Consider the following 22,429-nt stretch of genomic DNA (forward strand, 5'->3'; position numbering starts at 1 on the left):
ATTCGCATTGGACCGCGGGTACTCCCTCTTTTCTTACACCATAAGCGAGACAAGACTTGATCAAGACCTTGACCCTGACGGCGATTGCCGCCGCTGCACTGCTGCTGAGCCAAGCCGCCACCGCACTGCCCAATACCCAGGACACCCGCATGCTGAGCGAGCCGGCCGTCTCGAACAGCCATCTCGCCTTTATCTATGCCGGTGACCTGTGGCTGAGCAACCGCGATGGCGGTGGCGCGCGGCGCCTCACGTCCGATCTCGGTGACAAGTCGAACCCCGTGTTTTCGCCCGATGGCAGCCTGATCGCGTACAGCGCCAATATCGACGGCAATATCGATGTCTACGTGATCGCGGCCGCCGGCGGCGTGCCGCGCCGCCTGACCTTCCACCCGGGTGTCGACCTGGCGCAGGCATTTACGCCGGACGGCAAGGCGGTGATGTTTACCTCGCCGCGCGCCGCCTTCAACAACCGCTTCCAGAAGCTGTTTACGGTGCCGGTAACCGGCGGCGTGGAAACCCAGCTGGAGATCCCGAACGCCTCGCGCGCCACATATTCGCCGGACGGCCAGCGCATCGCCTACAACCCCCTGATGCCGGCCTTCAAGCAGTGGAAACGCTACCGGGGCGGCACCAATTCCTGGCTGTGGCTGTTTTCATCCAGCGACAAATCGATCGAGAAAATCCCGCAGCCCACCACGCGCTCGAACGACGTCGATCCGATCTGGCTCGGCGACACCGTGTATTTCCGCTCCGATCGCAACGGCGAATTCAATCTGTTTGCCTACGATGTGAAAAGCAAGGCGGTGCGCCAGCTGACGCGGCACACGGACTTCCCGGTGCTGAACGCTTCGGCCGCCAATGGCGTCATCGTCTACGAGCAGGCCGGCTACCTGCACAGCCTGGACCTGGCCAGCGGCCAGTCGACAAAGCTGGCCATCGGCGTCGCCAGCGACCTGGGGCAAACGCGTCCGCGCTGGGTCAAGGGCGCAAAATATATCCGCGACGCCTCGATCTCGCCGTCGGGCGCGCGCGTGGCCTTCGAATACCGGGGCGAGATCGTCACCATCCCGGCCGACAAGGGCGATGTGCGCAACCTGACGCAGACTCCCGGTGCCCACGAGCGCACGCCGATCTGGTCGCCCGATGGCCGCTCGGTGGCGTATTTCTCGGACGAGTCGGGCGAGTACGAACTGCATGTGCGGGCCCAGGACGGCAAGGGCGCGGTGCGCAAGTTCAAGCTCAATGGCAGCGGCTTCTACGACAGCGCCGTCTGGTCGCCCGACAGCAAGAAGATCGCGTTCGCCGACAATGGCTGGAGCATGTATGTGATCGATATCGGCACGGCCAAGGTACAGAAGATCGCGACCGAACCGATGTACGGCGTCGACAAGAGCATGCGCGCCTCGTGGGCGCCCGATTCGCGCTGGCTGGCCTACACGCTCAATTCGCCCACCTACACGCGCAGCGCCTATATCTATTCGGTCGAGCAGAACAAGTCGATGCCGGTCACCGATGGCCTGTCGGACGTGGCCGAGCCGGTGTTCGACAAGAACGGCAAATACCTGTACTTCTTTGCCTCGACCAATGCGGGCCCGAGCAACAACTGGTTCTCGCAGCAGAACGAAGACAACCTGGTGACGCGCACGGTGTGGATGGCGGTGCTGAGGAATGACTTGCCATCGCCATTGATCAAGGAAAGCGACGAGGAAAAAGCCGCCGGCGCGGAGCCGAAGAAGGACGTCCCCAAGGCAGAGACCGAGGCGAAAAACGAGCCGAGGATCGACCCGAAGACGGGCCGCGACGATCCGAAAGTGTTTGTCGCGCCGGTGGCGCCGATCCGCATCGATTTCGACGGCATTGCCACGCGCATCGTCGACCTGCCGATGCCGGCCGCGCAGTTCTCCAGCCTGTCGGCCGGTGGCGACGGCCAGATCTTCTTCCTGCGCGAGAACGACGGCAAGAAGGCGGTGCAGCGCTTTGATTTGAAGGAGCGCAAGGCCGAAACCGTGGTGGCGGAGGCCGACGATTTCGAGGTGTCGGCCGACGGCAAGAAGCTGCTCTACCGGCAGAAGGACAACTGGGCCATGGGTTCCGCGACCGGCAAGCCGTTGATGGCGGGCGAAGGCAAGATCAAGATCGACGCGATCGAAGTCAAAGCCGATCCGCGTGCCGAGTGGACGCAGATTTTCAATGAAGTGTGGCGCATCAACCGCGATTATTTCTATGACCCGGCCATGCATGGCGTGGACTGGAAAGCCATGCGCGACAAGTACGCGGCCTTTCTGCCCGAGCTGTCCAGCCGTGCCGACCTGAACCGTCTGATTCAATGGATGTGCAGCGAGCTGGCCGTCGGCCACCATCGCGGCGGCGGCGGCGACGATTTTATCGACGCCAAAAAAGTGCCGGGCGGTTTGCTGGGCGCCGACTACGAGGTGAGCGACGGCCATTACCGCTTCAGGAAAGTGTATGGCGGCCTGAACTGGAACCCCAGCTTGCGCGCGCCGCTGACAGAGCCGGGACTGAACGTCAAGGCCGGCGAATACCTGCTGGCCGTCGACAGCCGCCCGATCGCGCCGCCGACGAATATCTACAGCGCGTTTGAAAACACGGCCGGCAAGGCGATCGATATCACGGTCGGCCCGTCGGCCGACGGCAAGGGCGCGCGCACCATCACGGTGGTGCCGGTGCCGACCGAAGACGCTCTGCGCAACCGCGACTGGATCGAAGGGAACATGCGCAAGGTGAACGCGGCCACCGGCGGCAAGGTGGCCTATGTGTACGTGCCGAACACGGCGGGCCTGGGCCACACCTACTTCAAGCGCTATTTCTTCCCGCAGGCGGACAAGCAGGCCATCATCGTCGACGAGCGCTTCAATGGCGGCGGCAGCGTGGCCGACTATTACATCGAAATCCTGCAGAAGAAGGAGATCGCCTGGTGGGCCATGCGCTATGGCGCCGACATGAAGACGCCGTCCGCCTCCATCCAGGGCCCGCGCGCCATGCTGATCGACGAGACGGCCGGCTCGGGCGGCGATTTGCTGCCGTGGATGTTCCGCAAAAATAACATGGGGCCGCTGATCGGCAAGGCCACATGGGGCGGCCTGGTCGGCATCCTCGGCTTCCCCGTGCTGATGGACGGCGGCAGCATCACCGCGCCCAACCTGGCGTTCTGGACCCGTGAAAACGGCTGGGGCGTGGAAAACGAAGGCGTGCCGCCCGATATCGAAGTCGAGCAAACGCCTGCCGACGTGATCGCCGGCCGCGATCCGCAGCTGGAAAAGGCGATTGAGGTGATACAGGCGGAGCTGGCGAAAAATCCGCCGGTGCGGCCAAGCCGGCCCGCGTATCCGGACAAGAGCAAGTAACATCAGGTAGGTCGGATTAGGCGCGCAGCGCCGTAATCCGACAACATTGTTGGCGCCGCTGGTGTTGTCGGATTACGCGCTTGCGCGCTAATCCGACCTACCACCCCACCGACATGCGGTTGGTTTCACATGACTACCCACTGCCCCTTGATGCGCGCTTCCAGCGGCTTGAAGTTGATTTTATACGCCATCTTCGGGCTCTGCGCGATCCAGTAGCCGAGATACACATACGGCAGGCCCAGCTCGCGCGCCTGGGCGATCTGCCACAGCACGTTGTAGGTGCCGTAGGAGGCGCCGGGCACGTCCGGATCGAAGAAGGTGTAGACGGACGACAGGCCGTCGGCCAGCACGTCGATGATGCTGACCATGCGCAGCACGCCTTCGGGGTCGCGGAACTCGACCAGGCGCGTGTTGACCCGGCTTTGCAGCAGGAACTGGGCGTACTGGTCGCGGCTGTCCTGGTCCATGCCGCCGCCCGCGTGGCGCGTGCTCTGGTAGCGCAGGTACAGCTCGTAGTGCTCGTCGAGGAAGGACAGGGTGGCCACGCCGGCCTGCAGCTGCGCATGGCGGCTCCAGGCGCGGCGCTGGTTGCGGCTGGCCGTAAAATCCTGCGCCGCCACGCGCACCGGGATGCAGGCCTGGCAGCCGTCGCAGTACGGGCGGTAGGTAAAGATGCCGCTGCGCCGGAAGCCGTTGCTCACCAGTTCCGAATACACGTCGCTGTTGATCAGGTGCGAGGGCGTCGCCACCTGCGAGCGCGCCTGGCGCTGTTCCAGGTAGCTGCAGGGGTAGGGCGCCGTCGTGTAGAACTGCAGGGTGGCAAACGGTAATTCGTTCAGGTGCGTCATGGCGGTCCAGTATGAGGCAGCGGTGTTGCTTGCAACGATAGCATAGCTAGCCCCTGGCCGCAGTGTGCCAGTCGGTGATTTGTGCTTCTTCAATTGCGCCGCGCAGATGGGCCAGGAAGCGCGCGCGCGAAATCGGCGCCGCGCCCAGCGAGGCCAGGTGGCGCGTCTCCTGCTGGCAGTCGATCATCTTCACGCCGCGTTCTTTCAAAAAATGCACCAGATGGGCCAGCGCGATTTTCGAGCCGTCCGTGACGCGCGCGAACATCGATTCGCCGTAGAACATGCGGCCGATCGACACGCCATAGGCGCCGCCCACCAGTTCACCGTCGAGCCACAGTTCCGACGAGTGCGCATAACCGAGCTTGTGCAGGCCCGTATAGCCGTCGATGATCTCGTCCGAGATCCAGGTGCCCGGGCCATCCTTGCGCGGCGCGGCGCAGGCGCGCATGACGCCCTCGAAGTCGCCGTCAAAGCGCAGCTGCCAGCGCCCGTCGGTGGCGGCGCTGCGCTCGACCTTGCGGATGGCTTTCTGCAGGCTGTCGGACAGTTTGAACTGGTCGGTCATCAGCACCATGCGCGGATCGGTGCTCCACCACAGTATCGGCTGGCCTTCGGAAAACCAGGGGAAGATGCCGTGCCGGTAGGCGTCGAGCAGGCGGCGCGGCGACAGGTCGGCGCCGGCCGCCAAGAGGCCAGGCGCTTCGCCCGTCAGCGCGCGCGAGACATCGGGAAACGGGGTATGGAGATCGAGCCAGGGGATCATGCGGTCAGGGCGCTCAAGGTTGATGGACTCAGTCGGCCGGCATGGCCATCGGGCGGTTGATGTCGCCCGTATGAAAACCGTAGCTGCCGCCTTCGCGGATCTTCACGCGGTCGGCAAAGAACAGTTCCAGGGTGGTGCGCACGGTGGGAAAGGCCAGGTCGTCCCAGGGGATCTCGCTTTCCGTAAACAGCTGCACCTCCAGGCTTTCGATGCCGGGCGCGAAATCGAGGTCGCGCAGGCGCGCCAGGTAGAACAGGTGCACCTGGTGCACGCGCTGCACGTTCAGCAGCGAAAACAGCTTGCCCAGTTCGATGTTCGCGCCCGCTTCCTCCACCGTTTCGCGCTCGGCCGCGTCCGAGGTGGTTTCATCGTTTTCCATGAAGCCGGCAGGCAGGGTCCAGTAGCCGTAACGCGGCTCGATGGCGCGCTTGCACAGCAGCACCTGCAACTGGCCGTCCTGCTCCCATACCGGTATCGAGCCGACCACCATCTTCGGGTTCTGGTAATGGATGGTATCGCAATTGGCGCAGACATAGCGCGGACGGTTGTCGCCGGCCGGTATCGACAGGCTGACGGGATGGGCGCATTCGGAGCAGAATTTCATGGGCAGGCTGTAAGGTAAAAGAGGGCAGAGGTCCGAGCAACAGTGTAACGCTTACTGTACACCGATTGCGTGTGCCGTGGCGTGCCGGGCGGATCAGGCATGTGCCGGGATTTTCTATTGAATGGCTCTATTACGGCCGATGTTGAGATAGCTATTGCCTAAGTCACCCGTTTGCGCTTATAATTCTTGTGCGGGGTGGAGCAGTCTGGCAGCTCGTCGGGCTCATAACCCGAAGGTCACAGGTTCAAATCCTGTCCCCGCAACCAATTCGAAACCGCTGATTCCTCGCAAGAGGGTCAGCGGTTTTTTCATTGTCAGATGATGTGTCAAACACGTCCCTTTACGCCGCGTAACAATCTGGTATATAATTCTTGTGCGGGGTGGAGCAGTCTGGCAGCTCGTCGGGCTCATAACCCGAAGGTCACAGGTTCAAATCCTGTCCCCGCAACCAATTCGAAGCCGCTGATTCCTCGCAAGAGGGTCAGCGGTTTTTTCGTTGTGGGGCGTGCTGCCCCTACAACTGGCGTGCGTGCACCACCAGCCGCAAATGGCGGTCGGCGTCGATCGTCAGCGAGCTGTGTTCAAAGGCGACGCTGGCGCCATCGATGGACAGGCTGCGCACGCCGTCGCACGGTGCGTGCACCTCATGGCGGCGCCACCACAGCTTGAATTCCGGCGACACCTGTTCCAGTTCCGCGACCAGCGCGTGGATATCGGCCTCCTGCGTGGCGCGCGCGTAGTCGCGGCGAAAGCTGGACAGCATGCGCGGCGCCTGCTGTTCCCAGTCGGTAAAGCGCTGGCGCAGCAGGGGATCGGTAAACAGCAGCCACAGCAGGTTGCGCCGCGCAGGCGCATGCGCGCCCAGGCCGAACAGGGCGCCGGCCCCGTCGTTGAATGCCAGCACATCCCAGCGCAGGTTGAGCACGAAGGCCGCATGCGGCAGGTCGTGCATCAGGCGGCGTACCGGCGGCGGCACCACGCACCAGGTCTTGCCGTCTTCGGCCGGCGGGCGCGCATGGGCCAGCAGGAACAGATGGCGCCGCTCACCGGCATCGAGTTTCAGCACGCGCGCCAGATTGTCGAGAAAAGCGCTTGAGACGCCGATATCGCGGCCCTGTTCCAGCCAGGTGTACCAGGTCAGTCCCACGCCGGCCAGGGCCGCCACCTCTTCGCGGCGCAGGCCCGGCGTGCGGCGCCGCCCGCCGCTGGGCAGGCCCATGTCTTCGGGGGACAGGCTGGCGCGGCGCGCCTGCAGATAGGCGGCCAGTTCATGGCGGGTGCGTTGCAAGGTGCGCATGGCGGTGATCCCGGAGGCTGTTGCTGCCAGTAATAGCATAAACAGTTAAATTGTAATTGTTTATATTGTATTCCAGAATGCCTGCTTTCTTGTTGAAGGCAGAGCCCATGTCCGATCACGTCTTGTCCACTTCCGCTACTGTCCGCCTGCCATTCGCTGTTTATCTGATCGCCTTGGGCGCCTTTGCACTGGGCATGGCGTCCTATGTGACGGCCGGCCTGATTCCGCTGATCGCGCCCGCGTTCGAGGTGCCGGTGGCGATGGCCGCGCAACTGGTGACGGCGTTTACGCTCGCCTACGGCCTGGGCTCGCCACTGGCGGTCGCCTTGCTGCCGGCCGCGCGCCAGCGCGCCGGCCTGCTGCTGGCGCTGGGATTGTTCGTGCTGGCCAATGCCGCCAGCGCGCTGGCCGGCGGCTTTGCGCAGCTGCTGGTCTTCCGGGCGATTGCCGGCATCGGCTCCGGCGTGTATCTGGCGCTCGGGATTGCCGCCTGCGCCGCCATGGTGGCGCCCGGCCAGCGCGGCAAGGCGATCGCCGCGATCATGGGCGGCATGGCCAGCGGCACGGTGCTGGGCGTGCCGTTGAGCCTGCTGCTGGCAGCACGGTTGGGCTGGGCGTCGGCACTGTGGCTGGTCACGGCGCTGGGGGCGCTGGCGCTGATGGGCTTGTGCTGGAAGCCGCCTGCGATGCCAAAGGCGCCGGCGGTCGCGCTGCGCCGCAAGCTGGCCTTGCTGGCCGATGGCCAGGTGATGGGGATACTGGTCGTTTCGCTGCTGGCGGCGATTGCCAGCCTGGGCATGTACACATTTATCGCGCCGCTGGTGGCGCCGGACGGCGAGGCGGTCGCGCCTTTCCTGTGGGCCTGGGGCGTGGGTGGCGTGGCGGGCAGCATGCTGGTGGGGCCGCTGGCCGACCGCATGGCGGCGCCGCGCCTGACCCTGATCATCTTGCTGCTGCTGCTGGCGCTGTCGCTGGCCGCATTGCCGCTGGCGGGCGCCTGGCAGCACTGGCTGCCATTGCTCCCGATATTGCTGTGGGGCGCGGCCGGCTGGGCGCTGCAGGTGCCGCAGAACCAGCGCCTGCTGGCGGTGCGGGCAGCGCAGGGCGACGGCAACCTGGCCATCGCCCTCAATGAATCGGCGCTGTACCTGGGCAGCGCCATCGGCGCCGCCGGCGGCGGCCTGCTGTTGCTGCTGCACTGGCCAGCATGGCTGCTGGCGGCCGGCGCGGCGGCAGTGGCTGCCGCCGCCGCGCTGCTGCAGCGATGGAACGTGCGGCGGGTTTAGGCTTTCTTCGCCAGCTGCATCCCCACCGGCAGCGCGCGGATGCGCTTGCCCGTGGCGGCAAAGATGGCGTTGCACAGCGCCGGCGCGATCGGCGGGGTGGCCGGTTCGCCCACGCCGCCCAGTTCCATGTCCAGCGTGCCCGGCACCAGGTGGGTGTGGATCACGCGCGGGGCGTCGGCGGCGCGCAGCACGGCGTAGTCGTGGAAATTGCTTTGCTCGACCCTGCCGTTCTTGAAGCTGATTTCGCCGCTCATCGCCAGTGACAGGCCCATGACGCAGGCGCCCTCGATCTGCGAGCGCACGCGGTCCGGGTTGATCTGCGGGCCGCAGTCCATGGCGATATCGACGCGCGGGATCAGCACTTCGCCGGCCGCGTTGATTTCCACCTCGATCACGGCCGCCACGTAGGTGACGAAACTGTAGGACACGGCCAGGCCCAGGCCGCGTCCCTTGGGCAGCTTGCGGCCCCAGCCCGCCTTGGCCGTGGCCAGTTCGATCACGTGGCGCATGCGGCCGATATCGACCGGATATTTGGCCGGGTCTTCGCCATAGTTCCAGCCGTCGGACAGTTCCTTCGGAGCTATCTTGCGCGCCGGTCCCAGGAGTTCCAGCAGATAATCGCGGTGATCCTTTTTCGCCGCATGCGCCAGTTCGGCCGTAAACGACTGGATCGCGAACGCGTGCGGAATATTCGACACCGAGCGGAACCAGCCGATGCGCGTGTGGGCCGGCACTTCCGGCACCTCGACGCGCACATTCGGGATCGCAAACGGCACGTTGATCGCCGACATGCCCAGCTCGAATGGCGCCTGCTTGTTGGCGCCGGCGGCGAAGGTCGAGGTGATGGTGGGCGCTGCCGTGCGGTGCAGCCAGGCGGTCGGGAATCCCTTCGCGTCAAGCGACGCTTCCAGGCGCTCGACCGATACCGTGTGCAGGTAATCGTGCTGCAGGTCGTCGTCGCGGGTCCAGGTCAGCTTGACGGGTTTGCCGTCCATCGCTTTGGACAGCAGCGCCGCTTCGACCGCGAAGTCCGGTTTCGATTTGCGCCCGAAGCCGCCACCGAGCAAGGTGACGTGCACGGTGACGTCCTCGAACGCCAGTCCCAGCGCTTTCGCCACATTGCTGCGCGTGGCTTGTGGCGCCTGCACGCAGGCCCACACTTCGGCCTTGCCGTTGGCCACGCGCACGGTGGCGGCGGGCGGCTCCATGGTGGCGTGGGCCAGGTGCGGCAGATAGTATTCGGCGCTCATCTTGCGCCTGGCCAGTGCGGCGGCCAGGGTTTCAAGCGTCTTGCCCTGGTCGCGCGCCGGCTTGGCGCTCTGGCGCACGGCCGCTTCCAGGGTGGTACGGAATGCCTTCGAATCGTAGACGCCGTTCGGGCCGTCCTCCCATTCCAGCACCAGCGCTTCGCGGCCCTTGATGGCGGCCCAGGTATTGCTGGCAATCACGGCCACCCCGCCCAGCGGATTGAACATGGCCGGCGGCGGGCTGCCCGCCAGTTCGACGATGCGCAGCACGCCCGGCACTTTCAGGGCCGCCGTCTTGTCGACGCTTTTCAGCTTGCCGCCAAACACGGGCGGACGGGCGATCACGGCGTAGTGCATGCCCTCCAGACGCGTGTCGATGCCGAAGTGGGTGTTGCCGGTCACGATATCGTGCAGGTCGATACCGCGCTTGCGATCTTGTTCGCTTTCCTGGCCGATATAGCGCAGCTCTTCGGCGCGCTTGAGCGAGATGCTGGCGCGCGGCGGCACCGGCAGTTTTGCCGCCGCTTCAGCCAGTTCACCGAAGCCCAGCGTGCGTCCGCTGGCCGCATGCACGACCTTGTGGTCGGCCGCTTTCACTTCCGTGACGGCGACGTTCCAGCGCGCGGCGGCCGCCGTTTCCAGCATCAGGCGGGCGGTGGCGCCCACATGGCGCATGGCGCGGAACGAGTGGCGCATGCTGCGCGAGCCGTCGGTGTCCTGGCTGCCGTAGCGCGCTTCGTCGGCCGGAGCTTGTTGCACCTTGACCTTGGCCCAGTCGGCGCCCAGTTCGTCGGCCGCCACCATTGGCAGGCTGGTGCGGATGCCCTGGCCCATTTCCGAGCGATGCGCCACGATGGTCACGATGTCATCAAAGCCGATCGACAAAAATACCAGCGCGTCGTCGACCACGCCGCCGGCCATGTTCTCGCCGCCATACTTGACGGCATCGGCCGCCATCACCAGGCCGGAAGGGCCGGCGACCAGTGTAAAGCCGGCCAGCGCGCCGGCGGCCTTGAGCCAGTTGCGGCGCGAGGCCGAGGCGATCATCTTGTCAGGGGCGTTCATTTGGACGCTCCTTTGGCGGTCACGCCAGCGGCCTGCCTGATGGCCGCATGGATGCGCGTATAGGTGCCGCAGCGGCAGATATTGCCGCTCATCGCCTCGCGGATCTGCTGGTCGCTGGGCTTCGGCGTCTTGTGCAGCAGAGCCGTGGCCGACATGATCTGCCCGGCCTGACAGTAGCCGCATTGCGGCACGCCGTGGTCTTGCCACGCCTGCTGCAGGGCCAGCCCCACCTTGTCTTCGCCCACCGCTTCGATGGTGGTGATCTTTTTGCCGGCGGCGGCCGAGATCGGCGTCACGCACGAGCGCACCGCCTCGCCATCGAGGTGCACGGTGCAGGCCCCGCACAGGGCCATGCCGCAGCCGAACTTGGTGCCTGTCATGCCCAGTTCGTCGCGCAGGGTCCACAGCAGGGGCGTGTCTTCGGGCAGGGCGATATCGTGCCGCTTGCCATTGATGGTCAGGGTAGTCATAGCATTCCTCGGAAGTGGGGGGGGTACGGAAAAACGTGGCGGCCATCCGTCATGGGGATTAGCTCATCAGTAGTAGATGGTAGCACCGGCCGCCGAGTGCTGCAGGCGAGGCGACCGGCGGCGGCCGTGTTCAACGCCGGCTCTCGTTTCTTCTATACTGCGGCTCCCCGCATTCGGAGTTTTCCATGACAGACAGCACACTGGCGCAAATGGCACAAGGTTTGCCCGATATCCTGGCCCCCGGCTTGCAGGTGGTTTTTTGCGGCCTCAATCCGGGCGCGGAAGCGGCCGTCGCCGGCCACCATTTTCTCGGCCGCGGCAACCGCTTCTGGCCCGTGCTGCACCTGGCCGGCTTCACGCCGCACCAGGTGGCGCCGCAGGATGACGCCAGCGTGCTGGCGTTCGGACTGGGCCTGACCGCGGCGGTGGGGCGGCCGACACAGCGGGCCGACCAGGTCGGCAAGGAAGAATTTGCGCAAGCGGCGGCCGGCCTGCAGCACAAGCTGGCGCTGCTGCAGCCGCAATGGATCGCCTTCCTGGGCAAGGCGGCCTACGCGGCGATGATGGGCCAGCGCCAGGTCGAATGGGGAGAACAAACCGAGCGCTTCGGCGGCGCGCGCGTGTGGATACTGCCGAACCCCAGCGGACTCAATCGCGGCTACAGCAAAGAGCAGCTGGTGCAGGCGTATGCGGAACTCAGGCGCGCGCTCGGTTGATATTCAGTTGATATTCAGCTGATGCTCAACTGCCGCGCACGCAGGCGCGGCGTGACAAAATCGAGAAAGGCGCGCAGTTTCAGCGGCAGCGGCGTTTGTCCCTTGTGCACCAGGCTGACGGGCAAGGGTTCCGACTCGAACGGTTCGAGCACGATGCGCAGCGCATCGTTGCGCAGGGCGTCCATCACCTGGTAGGACATCACCCTGACCAGGCCCACGCCGAGAGTGGCGGCGGCGATCGCCGCGTCCACCGTATTGACGGCCAGCCTGGAATGCACGGGCACGGCCTGCGCCGACCTGGCCGCGCCGAACACCCAGGCGCGCCGCGATTCCATCACCTCGAAACTGATGCAGTCATGCGCGGCCAGGTCGGCCGGCGTGGCCGGCGCGCCATGCCTGGCCAGGTAATCGGGGCTGGCGCAGACCACCCGCCGCACCTTGCCGACGCCAGTGGCCATCAAGCCGCTGTCGGGCAGTTCGCCGATGCGCACCGCCACATCGATATGTTCATCCATCAGGTGCATGACGCGATCGGTCAGCACCAGGTTGATTTCGATCTCCGGATACTGGGCCAGAAACTCGGCCACCACCGGCACGATATGCAAGCGCCCGAACATCATCGGCGCGGTGACCGTCAGTTCGCCCTTGGGCGTGGCGTATTCGCCGGTCGCCGTGCGTTCCGCTTCGCCGATCTCGTCGAGGATGCGTCGGCAGGCGGCCACGTAGGCGCTGCCTGCCTCGGTCAGCGCCAGGTGGCGGGTCGTGCGGTGCAGCAGCCGTGTTTTTAGGTGCGCTTCCAGCGCCGCCACCTTGCGGCTGACGGTGGCCAGCGGCATGGCCAGGTGGCGCGCCGCGGCCGACAGGCTGCCCGCTTCCACCACCGCCAGCAACACCGCCATCGAGTCCAGTTTATCCATGTTCGGTACTCGCGATTCTGTCAAATATTGGAAGAATGACTCCCGATATTATGGGATTCTCTTCATGGGTGCAAGTACGTAAGCTGCTCTTCTGCGCCATGGCATGTTGCCGTGGCGCCTGACAGATCACCATGAAAGGAGGGCGCCATGCGCTCCACACCCCAAAACTCACATGAAACACGGCCGCCGCCGGCCGCGCCGCGCGGCAAGATCCTGATGATGGCGGTGATCGCCGGCGCGGTGATCACCAATATCTATTGCACGCAACCGATACTGCCCCTGATACAGGCCGGCCTCGGCGTCGAGCTGGCGTCCGTCAACCTGGTGGCCGGCGCGGCGCTGCTCGGCTTTGCCACCGGCCTGGCCCTGCTGCTGCCGCTGGGCGACCGTGTCGACCGGCGCAAGCTGGTGCTGGGCCAGATCGCGCTGGCGTTTTTCTTTGCGCTGGCCGCGTGCATGGCGCCCGGCATCTGGGCGCTGGTGGCCGCCTCGTTCGGGCTGGGCATTGTCAGCTGCGTGCCGCAGCAGCTGGTACCGTTTGCCGCCCTGATGTCGTCGCCGGGCGAGCGCGGGCGCTCCGTCGGCACGGTGGTCAGCGGCATCATGGTCGGCATTTTGCTGGGGCGCACGGTGGCCGGCGTGGTGGGCGATGCTTATGGCTGGCGTGCCGTCTACGCCATGGAGGCGGCGTTCATGATACCCGTGTGGTTCACGGCCAGGGCGCTGCTGCCACGCGGCATACCGACCACCCAGCTGTCGTATGCACGGCTGCTGGCCTCATTATGGCCCTTGCTGCGCGACCATCGTCCCATCCGTGAATCGATGCTGATCCAGTCACTGTTGTGGGCCTGCTTCAATGCCTTCTGGGTCAACCTGGCGGCGCTGCTGGCCAACGGTCCATGGCATCTGGGCAGCAGCTGGGCTGGCGCCTTCGGCATTATCGGCGCGGCCGGCGCGCTGGCCGCCACTGTGGGCGGCAGGGCCGCCGACAGGCTCGGCTCGCGCACCGTCATTGGCGCCAGCATCGTCATCGTCACCTTGTCCTGGTTGCTGATGGCGGGCGCCGGCACCTCGCTGGTGCTGCTGGTGATCGGCGTGATCGTGCTCGATATCGGCGTGCAGGCCGCGCTGGTGGCGAACCAGACGCGCGCCTTTGCCGCCGATCCGGCCGCCCAGGGCCGCATCAACAGCCTGTACATGACGGCCACCTTTATCGGCGGCGCGCTCGGCGTGGCGGCCAGCGGCTGGCTGATGGAGCGCCATGGCTGGCCCGGCGTGGCGGTATTCGGTATGGTACTCGGTGCGGTGGCGGGCGTGATCCACCTGCTTGGGGCGCGCGCACAGCGGCGCAGCGCTTTACCTTTGCATTAGCCTTGCAGGCTGGCCCACAAATGGGCCGCCGCCATGGTGCGGTGGGGCGCGTACTGGCGCAGCCATTGTTCGGTGCGCGCCATGTCCGGCTTGCTGTCTTCTTGCAACAGCTTTTGCAGGGCCGCGCGGATCGCCACGTCGCCATGCAGCGAGCAGTCGGCGTAGCCATAGCCGCGCAGCAGCGCGTAGTTGACGGTCCACGGGCCGATGCCTTTGACATTCAGCAGCGCCTGCGACACCGCCGCTACCTCGCCCGATGCCGGCAGGTCGAGTGACAGTTCACCATCGTCGACCAGTCGTGCCAGGCGCAGCAGCGTTTCGGCCTTGGCGCGCGAAAATTTGCGGTCCGTCAGCTGTTCCGGTTCCAGCCGCGCCACGTCGCGCGCTTCCGGGTAGCACCACAGGCCGCCGCCGTGCCGCCGGCCCGCCTGCAGGATAAAGGTACGGCGCAGCGCAATGGCGAACGGCAGGTTGATCTGCTGGCCGATGATGGCCCAGGTCAGTGCCTCGAACGGCGTGGCCGACTGCACGATGCGCAGGCTGCCGTTGGCGCGCGCCAGGGGGCCCATCAGCGGGTCGCCGGCCACCAGCTGCGCAAACGGCTCGGGCGCGATGCGCAGGCCCAGGATATTGATCAGCACACCGTGCAGCGCGTCCTGCATGCCGTCGTCGCTGGTAGGGCCGTCGATATCGGCGCGGCACAGCGCTTGCGTGGCCGTGAAATCGACTTCCAGCAGCACCGGCGCGCCTTGCTGCAAGATGCCCTTGCGCAGGCCACCGGGCGTCACCTGTTCGGCCACGCCTTGCGCATCACGGCCGTGAAACGCCAGCACGTCCGCCTGGCGGTAGCCGGGCGGCAGCGGCAGGCTCCAGTGCAGGGTATTCATGCGGACAGCGCTTGCGCGTGCTGGATCTGCAGCTTGTCGGGCACGCCATTTTTCACGGCCGTCAGTTCGGCCAGGATGGAGATGGCGATTTCGGCCGGCGTCTTGCTGCCGATGTACAGGCCGACCGGGCCGTGCAGGCGCGCCAGCTGGTCCGGCGTGACGTCGAACTGCAGCAGCCGTTCGCGCCGTTTCGCATTGTTGGCGCGCGAGCCGATGGCGCCGACATAGAAGGCCGGCGACTTCAATGCTTCCATCAGCGCCAGGTCGTCCAGTTTCGGGTCGTGCGTCAGGGCCAGAACGGCGCTGCGGCTGTCCAGCTGCAGTTCCAGCACAAGGTCGTCGGGCATGGCGTGCAGCAGGGGCACGCCGGGCACATTCCAGCCGCCGCGGTAGTCTTCGCGCGGGTCGCAGACGATCACATGGTAATCCATGGCGGTGGCAATCTGCGCCACGAAACGCGACAACTGGCTGGCGCCGATGATCAACAGGCGCCAGCGCGGGCCGTGCTGGGTGGTCAGCAGGTCGTCGTCCAGCACCAGCGTGGCGCCCGGCGCGGCCGCATGCAGGCTGACCGCGCCGCTCTTCAGATCGAGCCGCCGTTCGAGCAGTTCATGGCGCTCCAGCCGCGCCAGCAGTTCGGCCACGCCGCTGCCGGCATGCAGCGGTTCGATCGCCAGCTCGATGGTGCCGCCGCAGGGCAGGCCGAAGCGGTGCGCCTCGTCGGCGCTGATGCCGTAGCTGACGATTTCGGGCCGCTCGCGCACGATGCCGTGCGTGCGCACATGTGCGATCAGGTCATCTTCGATGCAGCCGCCGGACACCGATCCCACCACCGTGCCGTCGTCGCAAATGGCCAGGGTGGCGCCGACCGGGCGCGGACTGGAGCCCCAGGTCTTGATGACGGTGACCAGTTCGCAGCGGCGGCCGGCCGCGATCCAGGCGGCGCAGGTTTTCAGTACTTCGAGGTCGATGCTGTCCATGGTGCGCCGTATGGTGGTTTTAGTGCCTGCCGCATGCGTGCGGCGTGCGATAAAAAAATGGCTATACTGATGACTCGCTATCCCACAGCCTGCGGAGAGTTCAAATGATAATCAAAGAACAGCAATCGCAAGATGAAGGCATGCCCACCCTCAGCAAACTGCTGGTCGGCGTGTTCCTGGCAGTGATATTGATCGGCATCGTCACCTGGGTCGCGGGGGGCGTGTTCCCCCCATTCCCCGGTTCTTAAGGACGCAGCGGTTTCTTCGCCGATTGCTTGGCCCGCACATCGATCACCGCCCGGTTGATGGCGGCGATGCGCGCGCTCATGCCGGGGTGCAGCGCCGTATAGCCATTGGCGGTGCCGGCGGGCACTTGCGTGGCGATGCGCTGCCAGAAGCTGGCCGCGTTGCCGATATCGTAGCCGGCGCGCGCCAGCAGGTAGATCGCCAGGGTGTCGGCCTGGGCGTCCATTTCCTGCGGCATGGCTTTGACACCGGCGGAACCCGTCAGCATCGATACGTCGGGCTGCACCGCGCCCAGGCTGTCGATGATGCTGCCGGCCGTGCCGCTGCTGCGCTGGGTGCGCGCATGGTCGAGGATGTTGTGCGCCATTTCGCGCGCGATCACGAAGGCGATGCCTTCATCGTTTTGCGCCGCATTGACCATGCCGCGCGTGAGCATGATGCGGGCGCCATCCGAATACGCATTGATATTGTCGGCATTGCCCAGCGCAACGCGGAAGGCGCAGGCGCGGGTGACGGGAATCTTCAGGTCCTGCGGCTGGCCCTGGCGTGCAATCGTCATGTTGATGCTGGCGCTTTTCGAGGCCAGCGGGCCAACGATGGCGCCGAACGGGCCTTCCGCGTTCGGGCCGGCAGGCAGCGGCTTGCCTTCGGCGGCCAGCAGGCCGTCGCCCTTGCGCAGGCCGGCGCGCGCGGCGCCGCTGCCCGGCAGCACGCCCGATACCTGCATCTGTTCGCCGTAGCCCAGGGCCGCCTGCGCCGCATCGGCATAGACACCCGGGTAGGAATACTTGTTCTGCGCCGTAAAGCCCAGCAGGTTGCGCGCGTAGGTCTTGCACAGGTCCGCATTGTTGATCAGCAGCGGCGCCGAGACTTTCGACAGCCGGTCCTGCAAGGCCACCATTTTCACCAGGTTGTCCTGCGCCGCCTTCTGCTGCGCCGTGTAGGCGGGCGCTTCATCGGGCGCGGGCGTCATGTTGAACGGGCCGCTGACGGTGGTGCCGGGCGTGGTACACCCGGCAAGCATGGCGGCGCAAGCCACCAGCAGTGGCAGGGCCAATTGGCGCAGCGGGTTTTGGGCTGGAACCATGTGGCGTAAACCTGGCATAAATGTAGTCCTTAGTGTTTGCCGGTGCTGCCGAATCCGCCAGCACCGCGTTCGCTGTCGCCGAATTCCTCGACGACATTAAAGCCCACTTGCAGCACCGGCACGATAATCAGTTGCGCCAGGCGTTCCATGGGGTTGAGCGTGAATGCGTTTTGGCCCCGGTTCCAGGTCGAGACCATCAACTGGCCCTGGTAATCGGAGTCGATCAAGCCTACCAGATTCCCCAGCACGATGCCGTTCTTGTGGCCCATGCCGCTGCGCGGCAGTATCATCGCCGCATAGCCCGGGTCGCCCAGGTAAATCGCCAGGCCGGTCGGGATCAGCACGGTCTGGCCGGGTTCGATCGTGATGGCTTCATCGATGCAGGCACGCAGGTCCAGGCCGGCGCTGCCCGGGGTGGCGTAGGCCGGCAACTGGTCTTTCATACGGGCGTCGAGGATTTTGATGTCGATATTTTTCATTGAATCTGAAGCTTTGTTAAGGGTTACTTGAGCAGCGAAATCTTGGCGATACGCTTGGAAATTTCGGAAATCAGCTGGCGCGCCAGTTCCAGCTTGGAGGCGCGCGGCAGCACGGTGTGGCCGTCTTCGTCGAACAGGATGATGGTGTTGTCGTCCTGGCCGAAGGTGTGGTGGCCGATATTGCCTACCAGCAGGGGGATGCCCTTTTTCTCGCGCTTCGAGGCGCCGAATTCCACCAGGTTTTCCGATTCGGCGGCAAAGCCCACGCAATACGGAAAGCCGCGCAGGTTGGTGCGGGCCGCCACCGTGGCGAGAATATCCGGATTCTGCGCGAACTGCAGTTCGGGCACCGAGCCGTCGGCCTGCTTTTTCATTTTCTGGCTGCTGGCGTTGACCACGCGCCAGTCGGCGACCGCCGCCACGGCGATAAAGACGTGCTGGCCGTCGAGGTGATCGAGCACGGCGTCATGCATCTGCTGCGCGCTTTGCACATCGATGCGGCGCACGCCGAATGGCGCGGGCAGGGCGGTCGGGCCCGAGATCAGGAGCACATCGGCGCCCGCTTCGCGCGCTGCGCGCGCCACCGCATAGCCCATTTTGCCCGAGGACAGATTGGTAATGCCGCGCACCGGATCGATCGCTTCAAAGGTGGGGCCGGCCGTGACCAGCACGCGCCTGCCCGCCAGTACTTTCGGCTGGAAGGCGGCGATCAGTTCCGCCAGCAGCTGCTCCGGCTCCAGCATGCGGCCCAGGCCCACCTCGCCGCAAGCCTGTTCGCCGGCGGCCGGGCCAAAGAAACCGATGCCGTCTTCGCGCAGCTGTTGCACATTGCGGGCGGTGGCGGGGTTCTGCCACATTTCCACGTTCATGGCCGGCGCCACCAGCAGCGGCAAATGCGCCGGACGGGCCAGGCACAGGGTCGACAGCAGGTCGTCGCACACGCCATGGGCGAGCTTGCGCAGGAAATCGGCCGAACACGGCGCGATCAGGATGGCGTCGGCGCCGCGCGTGAGGTCAATATGCGCCATATTGTTGGCTATGCGCGCATCCCATTGGCTGGTATGCACGGGGTGGCCGGACAGCGCCTGCATCGTCACGGCCGTGATGAAGTGGCTGGCCGCGTCCGTCATGACCACTTGCACCGAAGCGCCGGCGCGGGTCAGCGCGCGGCACAGTTCGGCGGCCTTGTAGCAGGCGACGCCGCCCGACAGGCCCAGGACGATTTTTTTACCCGACAATTCCATGACCAAGCTCCCTTTATTTGTTGACACGCCGCAGTTCATCGATGATGAACAGGGCCGCGCCGATGCAGATGGCGCTGTCGGCGATATTGAAAGCGGGGAAATGGCCCCAGCTTTTCCAGTGGAAATCGAGGAAATCGACCACGTGGCCGTAGACCAGGCGGTCGATGGCGTTGCCCAGCGCGCCACCCAAAATCAATGCCAGGGCCCAGCAAAACATGCGTTGGCCGGCGTGCTTTTTCAACAGATAGATGATGTAGACGGCTGCCGCCAGCGCGATACCGGTGAAGAAATAGCGCTGCCAGCCGCCCTGGTCGGACAAAAAGCTGAACGCGGCGCCCTTGTTAAACGCCAGTACCAGGTTGAAGAACGAGGTGATGACCTTTTCCTCGGCATACTGGAAGGTGCGCAGCACGGTGATCTTGCTGATCTGGTCGAACAGGATGACGATGGCGGCGATGCCCAGCCAGGGAACCAGGGACGATGACGACGACGATTTCGATTTCGACACAACGCGGTTTTTAGTGGCCATATTTTTTCAGGAAGAGGTAAAGCCGCCGCTGCCTGGATGCAGGCAGCGGCGGGCGGGAGCGGAACGCGAGCGGCGTTCCGGTGCGACAGTTTAAGCGAAGCGGCGCGATTCGCCTTTTCCAAACAAGTTGCTGACGCAGCGACCGCACAGGGTCGGATGTTCGGCATCCGTGCCCACGTCCGCGCGGTAGTGCCAGCAGCGCTCGCACTTCGGCGCGGTCGATGCCGTGACGACCACTTCCTCAGCAGCTTCGTCAGCCACTTCGGCCACGCTTGCCTGCGAGGTGATAAAGACGAATTTCAAGTCGTCGCCCAGGGTGGTCAACAGCTTGTACTTCATCGGCGCGGCCTTGATGGTCAGCTCGGCCTGCAGCGACGAACCGATGGCGCCCGAGGTGCGCAGGTCTTCCAGCTGTTTCGTCACGTCCGTGCGCACGGCGCGCAGGGCCGTGTATTTTTCCAGCAGTTCCGCGCTGTCCGCCACTGCCGGCAACTGCCACCAGGTTTGCGTGAAGATGGTTTCATCGCTGGCGGCATACGCTTCTTCGCCGGCAAACACGGCCCAGGCTTCTTCGGCCGTGAACGACAGGGCAGGGGCCATCAGGCGCAGCAGGCTTTGCGTGATGTGCCACAAGGCCGTCTGCGCCGAACGGCGTGCGTGCGAGGTGAGGCCGGTGGTGTACAGGCGGTCCTTCAGGATATCGAGGTAGAAACCGCCCAGGTCTTCCGAGCAGTAGGTCTGCAGCTTGGACACCACCGGATGGAACTCGTAGCGCGCATAGTTGTTTTCGATCTGCTGCTGCAGCGACGCCATGTTGGCGATCGCATAGCGGTCGATCTCGAACAGCTCGGCCACCGGCACCGCGTCAACGGCCGGGTTGAAGTCCGAGGTATTGGCCAGCAGGAAGCGCAGGGTGTTGCGGATGCGGCGGTACGATTCGGTCACGCGTTTCAGGATCTCGTCGGAGATCGACAGCTCGCCCGTGTAGTCGGTCGAGGCGATCCACAGGCGCAGGATGTCGGCGCCCAGGCTGTCCGAGATTTTCTGTGGCGCCAGCGTGTTGCCCAGCGACTTGGACATCTTCTTGCCTTCGCCATCGACCGTGAAGCCGTGCGTCAGCAGGGCCTTGTACGGCGGACGGCCGTTCAGCATCGACGACACCAGCAGGGACGAGTGGAACCAGCCGCGATGCTGGTCCGAGCCTTCCAGGTACAGGTCGGCCGGGAATTGCAATTGCGTCGAGTGCGAACCGTGCGCCTGCGGGCCGCCCAATACCGTCTGGTGGGTGGCGCCGGAATCGAACCACACGTCCAGCGTGTCCTTGTTCTTGGCGTAGATGGCCGCTTCGTCGCCGATCAGGTCCGCCAGGTCCAGCGCCTGCCAGGCTTCGATGCCGTCTTTTTCGATCAGCTTGGCCACTTGCTCCAGCAGTTCCGGCGTGCGCGGGTGCAGGTCGCCGGTTTCCTTGTGCACGATAAAGGCCATCGGCACGCCCCACTGGCGCTGGCGCGACAGGGTCCAGTCCGGACGGTTGGCGATCATGCCGTGCAGGCGCGCCTGGCCCCAGTCCGGGAAGAATTCGGTGTCGGCGATGCCTTTCAGGGCGGTTTCGCGCAGGGTGGCGCCGCCGTCTTTCGGCGTCACATCCATGCCGGCAAACCACTGCGAGGTGGCGCGGTAGATGATCGGCGTCTTGTGGCGCCAGCAATGCATGTAGCTGTGGTCGAACATCTTGACTTCGAACAGGGCACCGGCTTCGCGCAGGGCGTTGCAGATCGGTTTCGACGCTTCCCAGATGGTCATGCCGCCGAACAGCGGCAGGGTCGAGGCGAACTTGCCGTCGCCCATCACCGGCTTGATGATGTCGTCGTCCTTCATGCCATGCGCCTTGCACGAGATAAAGTCGTCCAGGCCGTAGGCCGGCGCCGAGTGCACCACGCCGGTGCCGCTTTCGGTGGTCACGTACTCGGCCAGGTAGAGCGGCGACAGGCGGTCATAGAACGCGTCGCTTGCATGCAGCGGATGGCGGAAATTGATGCCGGCCAGGGCCGCGCCGTCGCAAGTGGCGATCGTCGTGCCGTCGAGCTTGAAGCGCGCCAGGCTGGAGACGACCAGGTCCTGCGCCAGGATCAGCAGCAATGGCTGGCCATCGCGCTCGGCTTGCACCAGCGCGTACTTGACTTCCGGATTGACGTTCAGCGCCTGGTTCGACGGGATGGTCCACGGCGTGGTGGTCCAGATGACGATATAGCCGTTCTCGGTCGGCAGCGACGGCAGGCCGAACGCTTGCGCGATGCGGTCGAATTCCTTGAATTTGAACCCGACGTCGATGGCCGGATCGCGTTTTTCCGCGTATTCCACTTCCGCCTCGGCCAGCGCCGACTGGCAGTCGAAACACCAGTTGACCGGCTTCAGGCCGCGGTACACATAACCTTTTTCCAGCAGCTTGCCCAGCGCGCGCAGTTCGTCGGCTTCATTGCCGTGCGCCATCGTCAGGTAAGGATTGTCCCATTCGCCGAGCACGCCCAGGCGGATAAAGTCTTTTTTCTGGCGCTCGACCTGCACATTGGCGTAGGCGCGCGCTTTTTCCAGCACTTCGGCCGTCGGCAAATTCTTGCCGTACAGTTTTTCGATCTGGATCTCGATCGGCATGCCGTGGCAATCCCAGCCCGGCACGTAAGGCGCATCGAAGCCGGCCAGCGAGCGCGACTTGACCACCATGTCTTTCAGGATCTTGTTGACGGCGTGACCCAGGTGGATGTCGCCGTTGGCATACGGCGGGCCGTCATGCAGGATGAATTTCGGACGGCCGGCGGCGGCCTTGCGCACGCGCTCGTAGATTTTCTTGTCTTGCCATTGCTGTACCCATTGCGGCTCGCGCTTGGCCATGTCGCCGCGCATCGGGAAGGTGGTTTCCGTCATGTTGACCGGATATTTGCTGACGGGTTTCTTGTTCTGCTTCGGGGCGGCTGGCTTGTTTTGGTCGGACATGGATGGTTTTCTTTACTTGGATGGTGTGAGTTACTGT

General features: G+C 65.0%; 19 protein-coding genes and 2 tRNA genes. 7 read left to right on the forward strand and 14 right to left on the reverse strand.

Features of this window, described 5'->3' with window-relative positions:
• Positions 1-56 precede the first annotated feature (56 nt).
• On the forward strand, positions 57-3,365 hold the full coding sequence (locus tag Q8L25_RS10930) for a PDZ domain-containing protein (protein ID WP_308924843.1): 3,309 nt from the start codon (positions 57-59) through the stop codon (positions 3,363-3,365).
• A 125-nt stretch (positions 3,366-3,490) separates the two neighbouring features.
• On the opposite strand, the gene Q8L25_RS10935 is transcribed toward Q8L25_RS10930, so the two are convergent.
• The 3 genes from Q8L25_RS10935 to Q8L25_RS10945 are packed head-to-tail and all read right to left on the reverse strand — an operon-like array spanning position 3,491 to position 5,580.
• Positions 3,491-4,213, reverse strand: coding sequence for an arginyltransferase (locus tag Q8L25_RS10935; protein WP_308924844.1), 723 nt, complete (start codon positions 4,211-4,213; stop codon positions 3,491-3,493).
• A 46-nt stretch (positions 4,214-4,259) separates the two neighbouring features.
• Positions 4,260-4,976: a leucyl/phenylalanyl-tRNA--protein transferase gene (gene aat / locus Q8L25_RS10940; protein WP_308924845.1), complete on the reverse strand. Its 717-nt coding sequence runs from the start codon at positions 4,974-4,976 to the stop codon at positions 4,260-4,262.
• A gap of 28 nt (positions 4,977-5,004) precedes the next feature.
• Positions 5,005-5,580 carry an NUDIX hydrolase gene (locus tag Q8L25_RS10945; protein WP_308924846.1) on the reverse strand — a complete coding sequence of 192 codons (576 nt, stop codon included), beginning with the start codon at positions 5,578-5,580 and terminating at the stop codon, positions 5,005-5,007.
• 189 nt (positions 5,581-5,769) lie between these two features.
• On the opposite strand from Q8L25_RS10945, the gene Q8L25_RS10950 reads away from it, so the two are divergent.
• A tRNA-Met gene (locus Q8L25_RS10950) sits at positions 5,770-5,846 on the forward strand.
• A gap of 108 nt (positions 5,847-5,954) precedes the next feature.
• A tRNA-Met gene (locus tag Q8L25_RS10955) sits at positions 5,955-6,031 on the forward strand.
• A 63-nt stretch (positions 6,032-6,094) separates the two neighbouring features.
• Here the strand turns inward: Q8L25_RS10955 and Q8L25_RS10960 are convergent.
• Positions 6,095-6,877, reverse strand: a complete 783-nt coding sequence (locus Q8L25_RS10960; RefSeq protein ID WP_308924847.1) for a helix-turn-helix transcriptional regulator — start codon at positions 6,875-6,877, stop codon at positions 6,095-6,097.
• Between the two features lie 107 nt (positions 6,878-6,984).
• Between Q8L25_RS10960 and Q8L25_RS10965 the strand changes: the two genes are divergently transcribed.
• Positions 6,985-8,163 carry an MFS transporter gene (locus tag Q8L25_RS10965; protein WP_308924848.1) on the forward strand — a complete coding sequence of 393 codons (1,179 nt, stop codon included), beginning with the start codon at positions 6,985-6,987 and terminating at the stop codon, positions 8,161-8,163.
• On the opposite strand, the gene Q8L25_RS10970 is transcribed toward Q8L25_RS10965, so the two are convergent.
• A complete protein-coding gene (locus tag Q8L25_RS10970) occupies positions 8,160-10,475 on the reverse strand; it encodes a xanthine dehydrogenase family protein molybdopterin-binding subunit (protein ID WP_308924849.1) in 2,316 nt (771 codons plus the stop codon). The genes Q8L25_RS10965 and Q8L25_RS10970 overlap by 4 nt on opposite strands.
• Positions 10,472-10,945: a 2Fe-2S iron-sulfur cluster-binding protein gene (locus Q8L25_RS10975; protein WP_308924850.1), complete on the reverse strand. Its 474-nt coding sequence runs from the start codon at positions 10,943-10,945 to the stop codon at positions 10,472-10,474. The genes Q8L25_RS10970 and Q8L25_RS10975 overlap by 4 nt, the downstream gene beginning before the upstream one ends.
• A gap of 185 nt (positions 10,946-11,130) precedes the next feature.
• Here Q8L25_RS10975 and mug point away from each other — a divergent pair, with 185 nt between their 5' ends.
• Positions 11,131-11,661, forward strand: a complete 531-nt coding sequence (mug, locus tag Q8L25_RS10980) for a G/U mismatch-specific DNA glycosylase (protein WP_308924851.1) — start codon at positions 11,131-11,133, stop codon at positions 11,659-11,661.
• 14 nt (positions 11,662-11,675) lie between these two features.
• Here the strand turns inward: mug and Q8L25_RS10985 are convergent, their stop codons facing one another.
• Entirely contained in the window at positions 11,676-12,578 is a 903-nt protein-coding gene (locus Q8L25_RS10985; RefSeq protein WP_308924852.1) for a LysR family transcriptional regulator, read from the reverse strand.
• Positions 12,579-12,725: 147 nt separating this feature from the next.
• Between Q8L25_RS10985 and Q8L25_RS10990 the strand changes: the two genes are divergently transcribed.
• Positions 12,726-13,949 (forward strand): MFS transporter, encoded by a 1,224-nt coding sequence (locus tag Q8L25_RS10990; RefSeq protein WP_308924853.1) that lies wholly within the window; start codon positions 12,726-12,728, stop codon positions 13,947-13,949.
• Here the strand turns inward: Q8L25_RS10990 and Q8L25_RS10995 are convergent.
• On the reverse strand, positions 13,946-14,836 hold the full coding sequence (locus Q8L25_RS10995) for a DNA-3-methyladenine glycosylase 2 (protein WP_308924854.1): 891 nt from the start codon (positions 14,834-14,836) through the stop codon (positions 13,946-13,948). The genes Q8L25_RS10990 and Q8L25_RS10995 overlap by 4 nt on opposite strands.
• Entirely contained in the window at positions 14,833-15,816 is a 984-nt protein-coding gene (locus Q8L25_RS11000; RefSeq protein ID WP_308924855.1) for an XdhC family protein, read from the reverse strand. The genes Q8L25_RS10995 and Q8L25_RS11000 overlap by 4 nt, the downstream gene beginning before the upstream one ends.
• 104 nt (positions 15,817-15,920) lie before the next feature.
• On the opposite strand from Q8L25_RS11000, the gene Q8L25_RS11005 reads away from it, so the two are divergent.
• Positions 15,921-16,064: a hypothetical protein gene (locus Q8L25_RS11005; RefSeq protein WP_308924856.1), complete on the forward strand. Its 144-nt coding sequence runs from the start codon at positions 15,921-15,923 to the stop codon at positions 16,062-16,064.
• Here the strand turns inward: Q8L25_RS11005 and Q8L25_RS11010 are convergent.
• The 5 genes from Q8L25_RS11010 to ileS all read right to left on the reverse strand — a co-directional run bounded on the left by Q8L25_RS11010 (position 16,061) and on the right by ileS (position 22,392).
• Positions 16,061-17,149: a M48 family metallopeptidase gene (locus tag Q8L25_RS11010; protein WP_308924857.1), complete on the reverse strand. Its 1,089-nt coding sequence runs from the start codon at positions 17,147-17,149 to the stop codon at positions 16,061-16,063. The two genes, Q8L25_RS11005 and Q8L25_RS11010, sit on opposite strands and share 4 nt — an antisense overlap.
• A gap of 29 nt (positions 17,150-17,178) precedes the next feature.
• Positions 17,179-17,628: a dUTP diphosphatase gene (dut, locus tag Q8L25_RS11015; protein ID WP_308924858.1), complete on the reverse strand. Its 450-nt coding sequence runs from the start codon at positions 17,626-17,628 to the stop codon at positions 17,179-17,181.
• Between the two features lie 23 nt (positions 17,629-17,651).
• Positions 17,652-18,872: a bifunctional phosphopantothenoylcysteine decarboxylase/phosphopantothenate--cysteine ligase CoaBC gene (coaBC, locus tag Q8L25_RS11020; RefSeq protein ID WP_308924859.1), complete on the reverse strand. Its 1,221-nt coding sequence runs from the start codon at positions 18,870-18,872 to the stop codon at positions 17,652-17,654.
• Between the two features lie 13 nt (positions 18,873-18,885).
• Entirely contained in the window at positions 18,886-19,401 is a 516-nt protein-coding gene (lspA, locus tag Q8L25_RS11025) for a signal peptidase II (RefSeq protein WP_308924860.1), read from the reverse strand.
• 90 nt (positions 19,402-19,491) lie between these two features.
• Entirely contained in the window at positions 19,492-22,392 is a 2,901-nt protein-coding gene (gene ileS / locus Q8L25_RS11030) for an isoleucine--tRNA ligase (RefSeq protein WP_308924861.1), read from the reverse strand.
• Between the last annotated feature and the right edge of the window lie 37 nt (positions 22,393-22,429).

Source organism: Janthinobacterium sp. J1-1, assembly GCF_030944405.1.
In the GTDB taxonomy this organism is placed as follows: domain Bacteria; phylum Pseudomonadota; class Gammaproteobacteria; order Burkholderiales; family Burkholderiaceae_D; genus Janthinobacterium.

Coding starts and splice junctions, on each gene's coding strand:
- Q8L25_RS10935 (WP_308924844.1), bottom strand. CDS start 4,213: ATGACGCACCTGAACGAATTACCGTTTGCCACCCTGCAGTTCTACACG.
- aat (WP_308924845.1), bottom strand. CDS start 4,976: ATGATCCCCTGGCTCGATCTCCATACCCCGTTTCCCGATGTCTCGCGC.
- Q8L25_RS10945 (WP_308924846.1), bottom strand. CDS start 5,580: ATGAAATTCTGCTCCGAATGCGCCCATCCCGTCAGCCTGTCGATACCG.
- Q8L25_RS10960 (WP_308924847.1), bottom strand. CDS start 6,877: ATGCGCACCTTGCAACGCACCCGCCATGAACTGGCCGCCTATCTGCAG.
- Q8L25_RS10965 (WP_308924848.1), top strand. CDS start 6,985: ATGTCCGATCACGTCTTGTCCACTTCCGCTACTGTCCGCCTGCCATTC.
- Q8L25_RS10970 (WP_308924849.1), bottom strand. CDS start 10,475: ATGAACGCCCCTGACAAGATGATCGCCTCGGCCTCGCGCCGCAACTGG.
- Q8L25_RS10975 (WP_308924850.1), bottom strand. CDS start 10,945: ATGACTACCCTGACCATCAATGGCAAGCGGCACGATATCGCCCTGCCC.
- mug (WP_308924851.1), top strand. CDS start 11,131: ATGACAGACAGCACACTGGCGCAAATGGCACAAGGTTTGCCCGATATC.
- Q8L25_RS10985 (WP_308924852.1), bottom strand. CDS start 12,578: ATGGATAAACTGGACTCGATGGCGGTGTTGCTGGCGGTGGTGGAAGCG.
- Q8L25_RS10990 (WP_308924853.1), top strand. CDS start 12,726: ATGCGCTCCACACCCCAAAACTCACATGAAACACGGCCGCCGCCGGCC.
- Q8L25_RS10995 (WP_308924854.1), bottom strand. CDS start 14,836: ATGAATACCCTGCACTGGAGCCTGCCGCTGCCGCCCGGCTACCGCCAG.
- Q8L25_RS11000 (WP_308924855.1), bottom strand. CDS start 15,816: ATGGACAGCATCGACCTCGAAGTACTGAAAACCTGCGCCGCCTGGATC.
- Q8L25_RS11005 (WP_308924856.1), top strand. CDS start 15,921: ATGATAATCAAAGAACAGCAATCGCAAGATGAAGGCATGCCCACCCTC.
- Q8L25_RS11010 (WP_308924857.1), bottom strand. CDS start 17,149: ATGGTTCCAGCCCAAAACCCGCTGCGCCAATTGGCCCTGCCACTGCTG.
- dut (WP_308924858.1), bottom strand. CDS start 17,628: ATGAAAAATATCGACATCAAAATCCTCGACGCCCGTATGAAAGACCAG.
- coaBC (WP_308924859.1), bottom strand. CDS start 18,872: ATGGAATTGTCGGGTAAAAAAATCGTCCTGGGCCTGTCGGGCGGCGTC.
- lspA (WP_308924860.1), bottom strand. CDS start 19,401: ATGGCCACTAAAAACCGCGTTGTGTCGAAATCGAAATCGTCGTCGTCA.
- ileS (WP_308924861.1), bottom strand. CDS start 22,392: ATGTCCGACCAAAACAAGCCAGCCGCCCCGAAGCAGAACAAGAAACCC.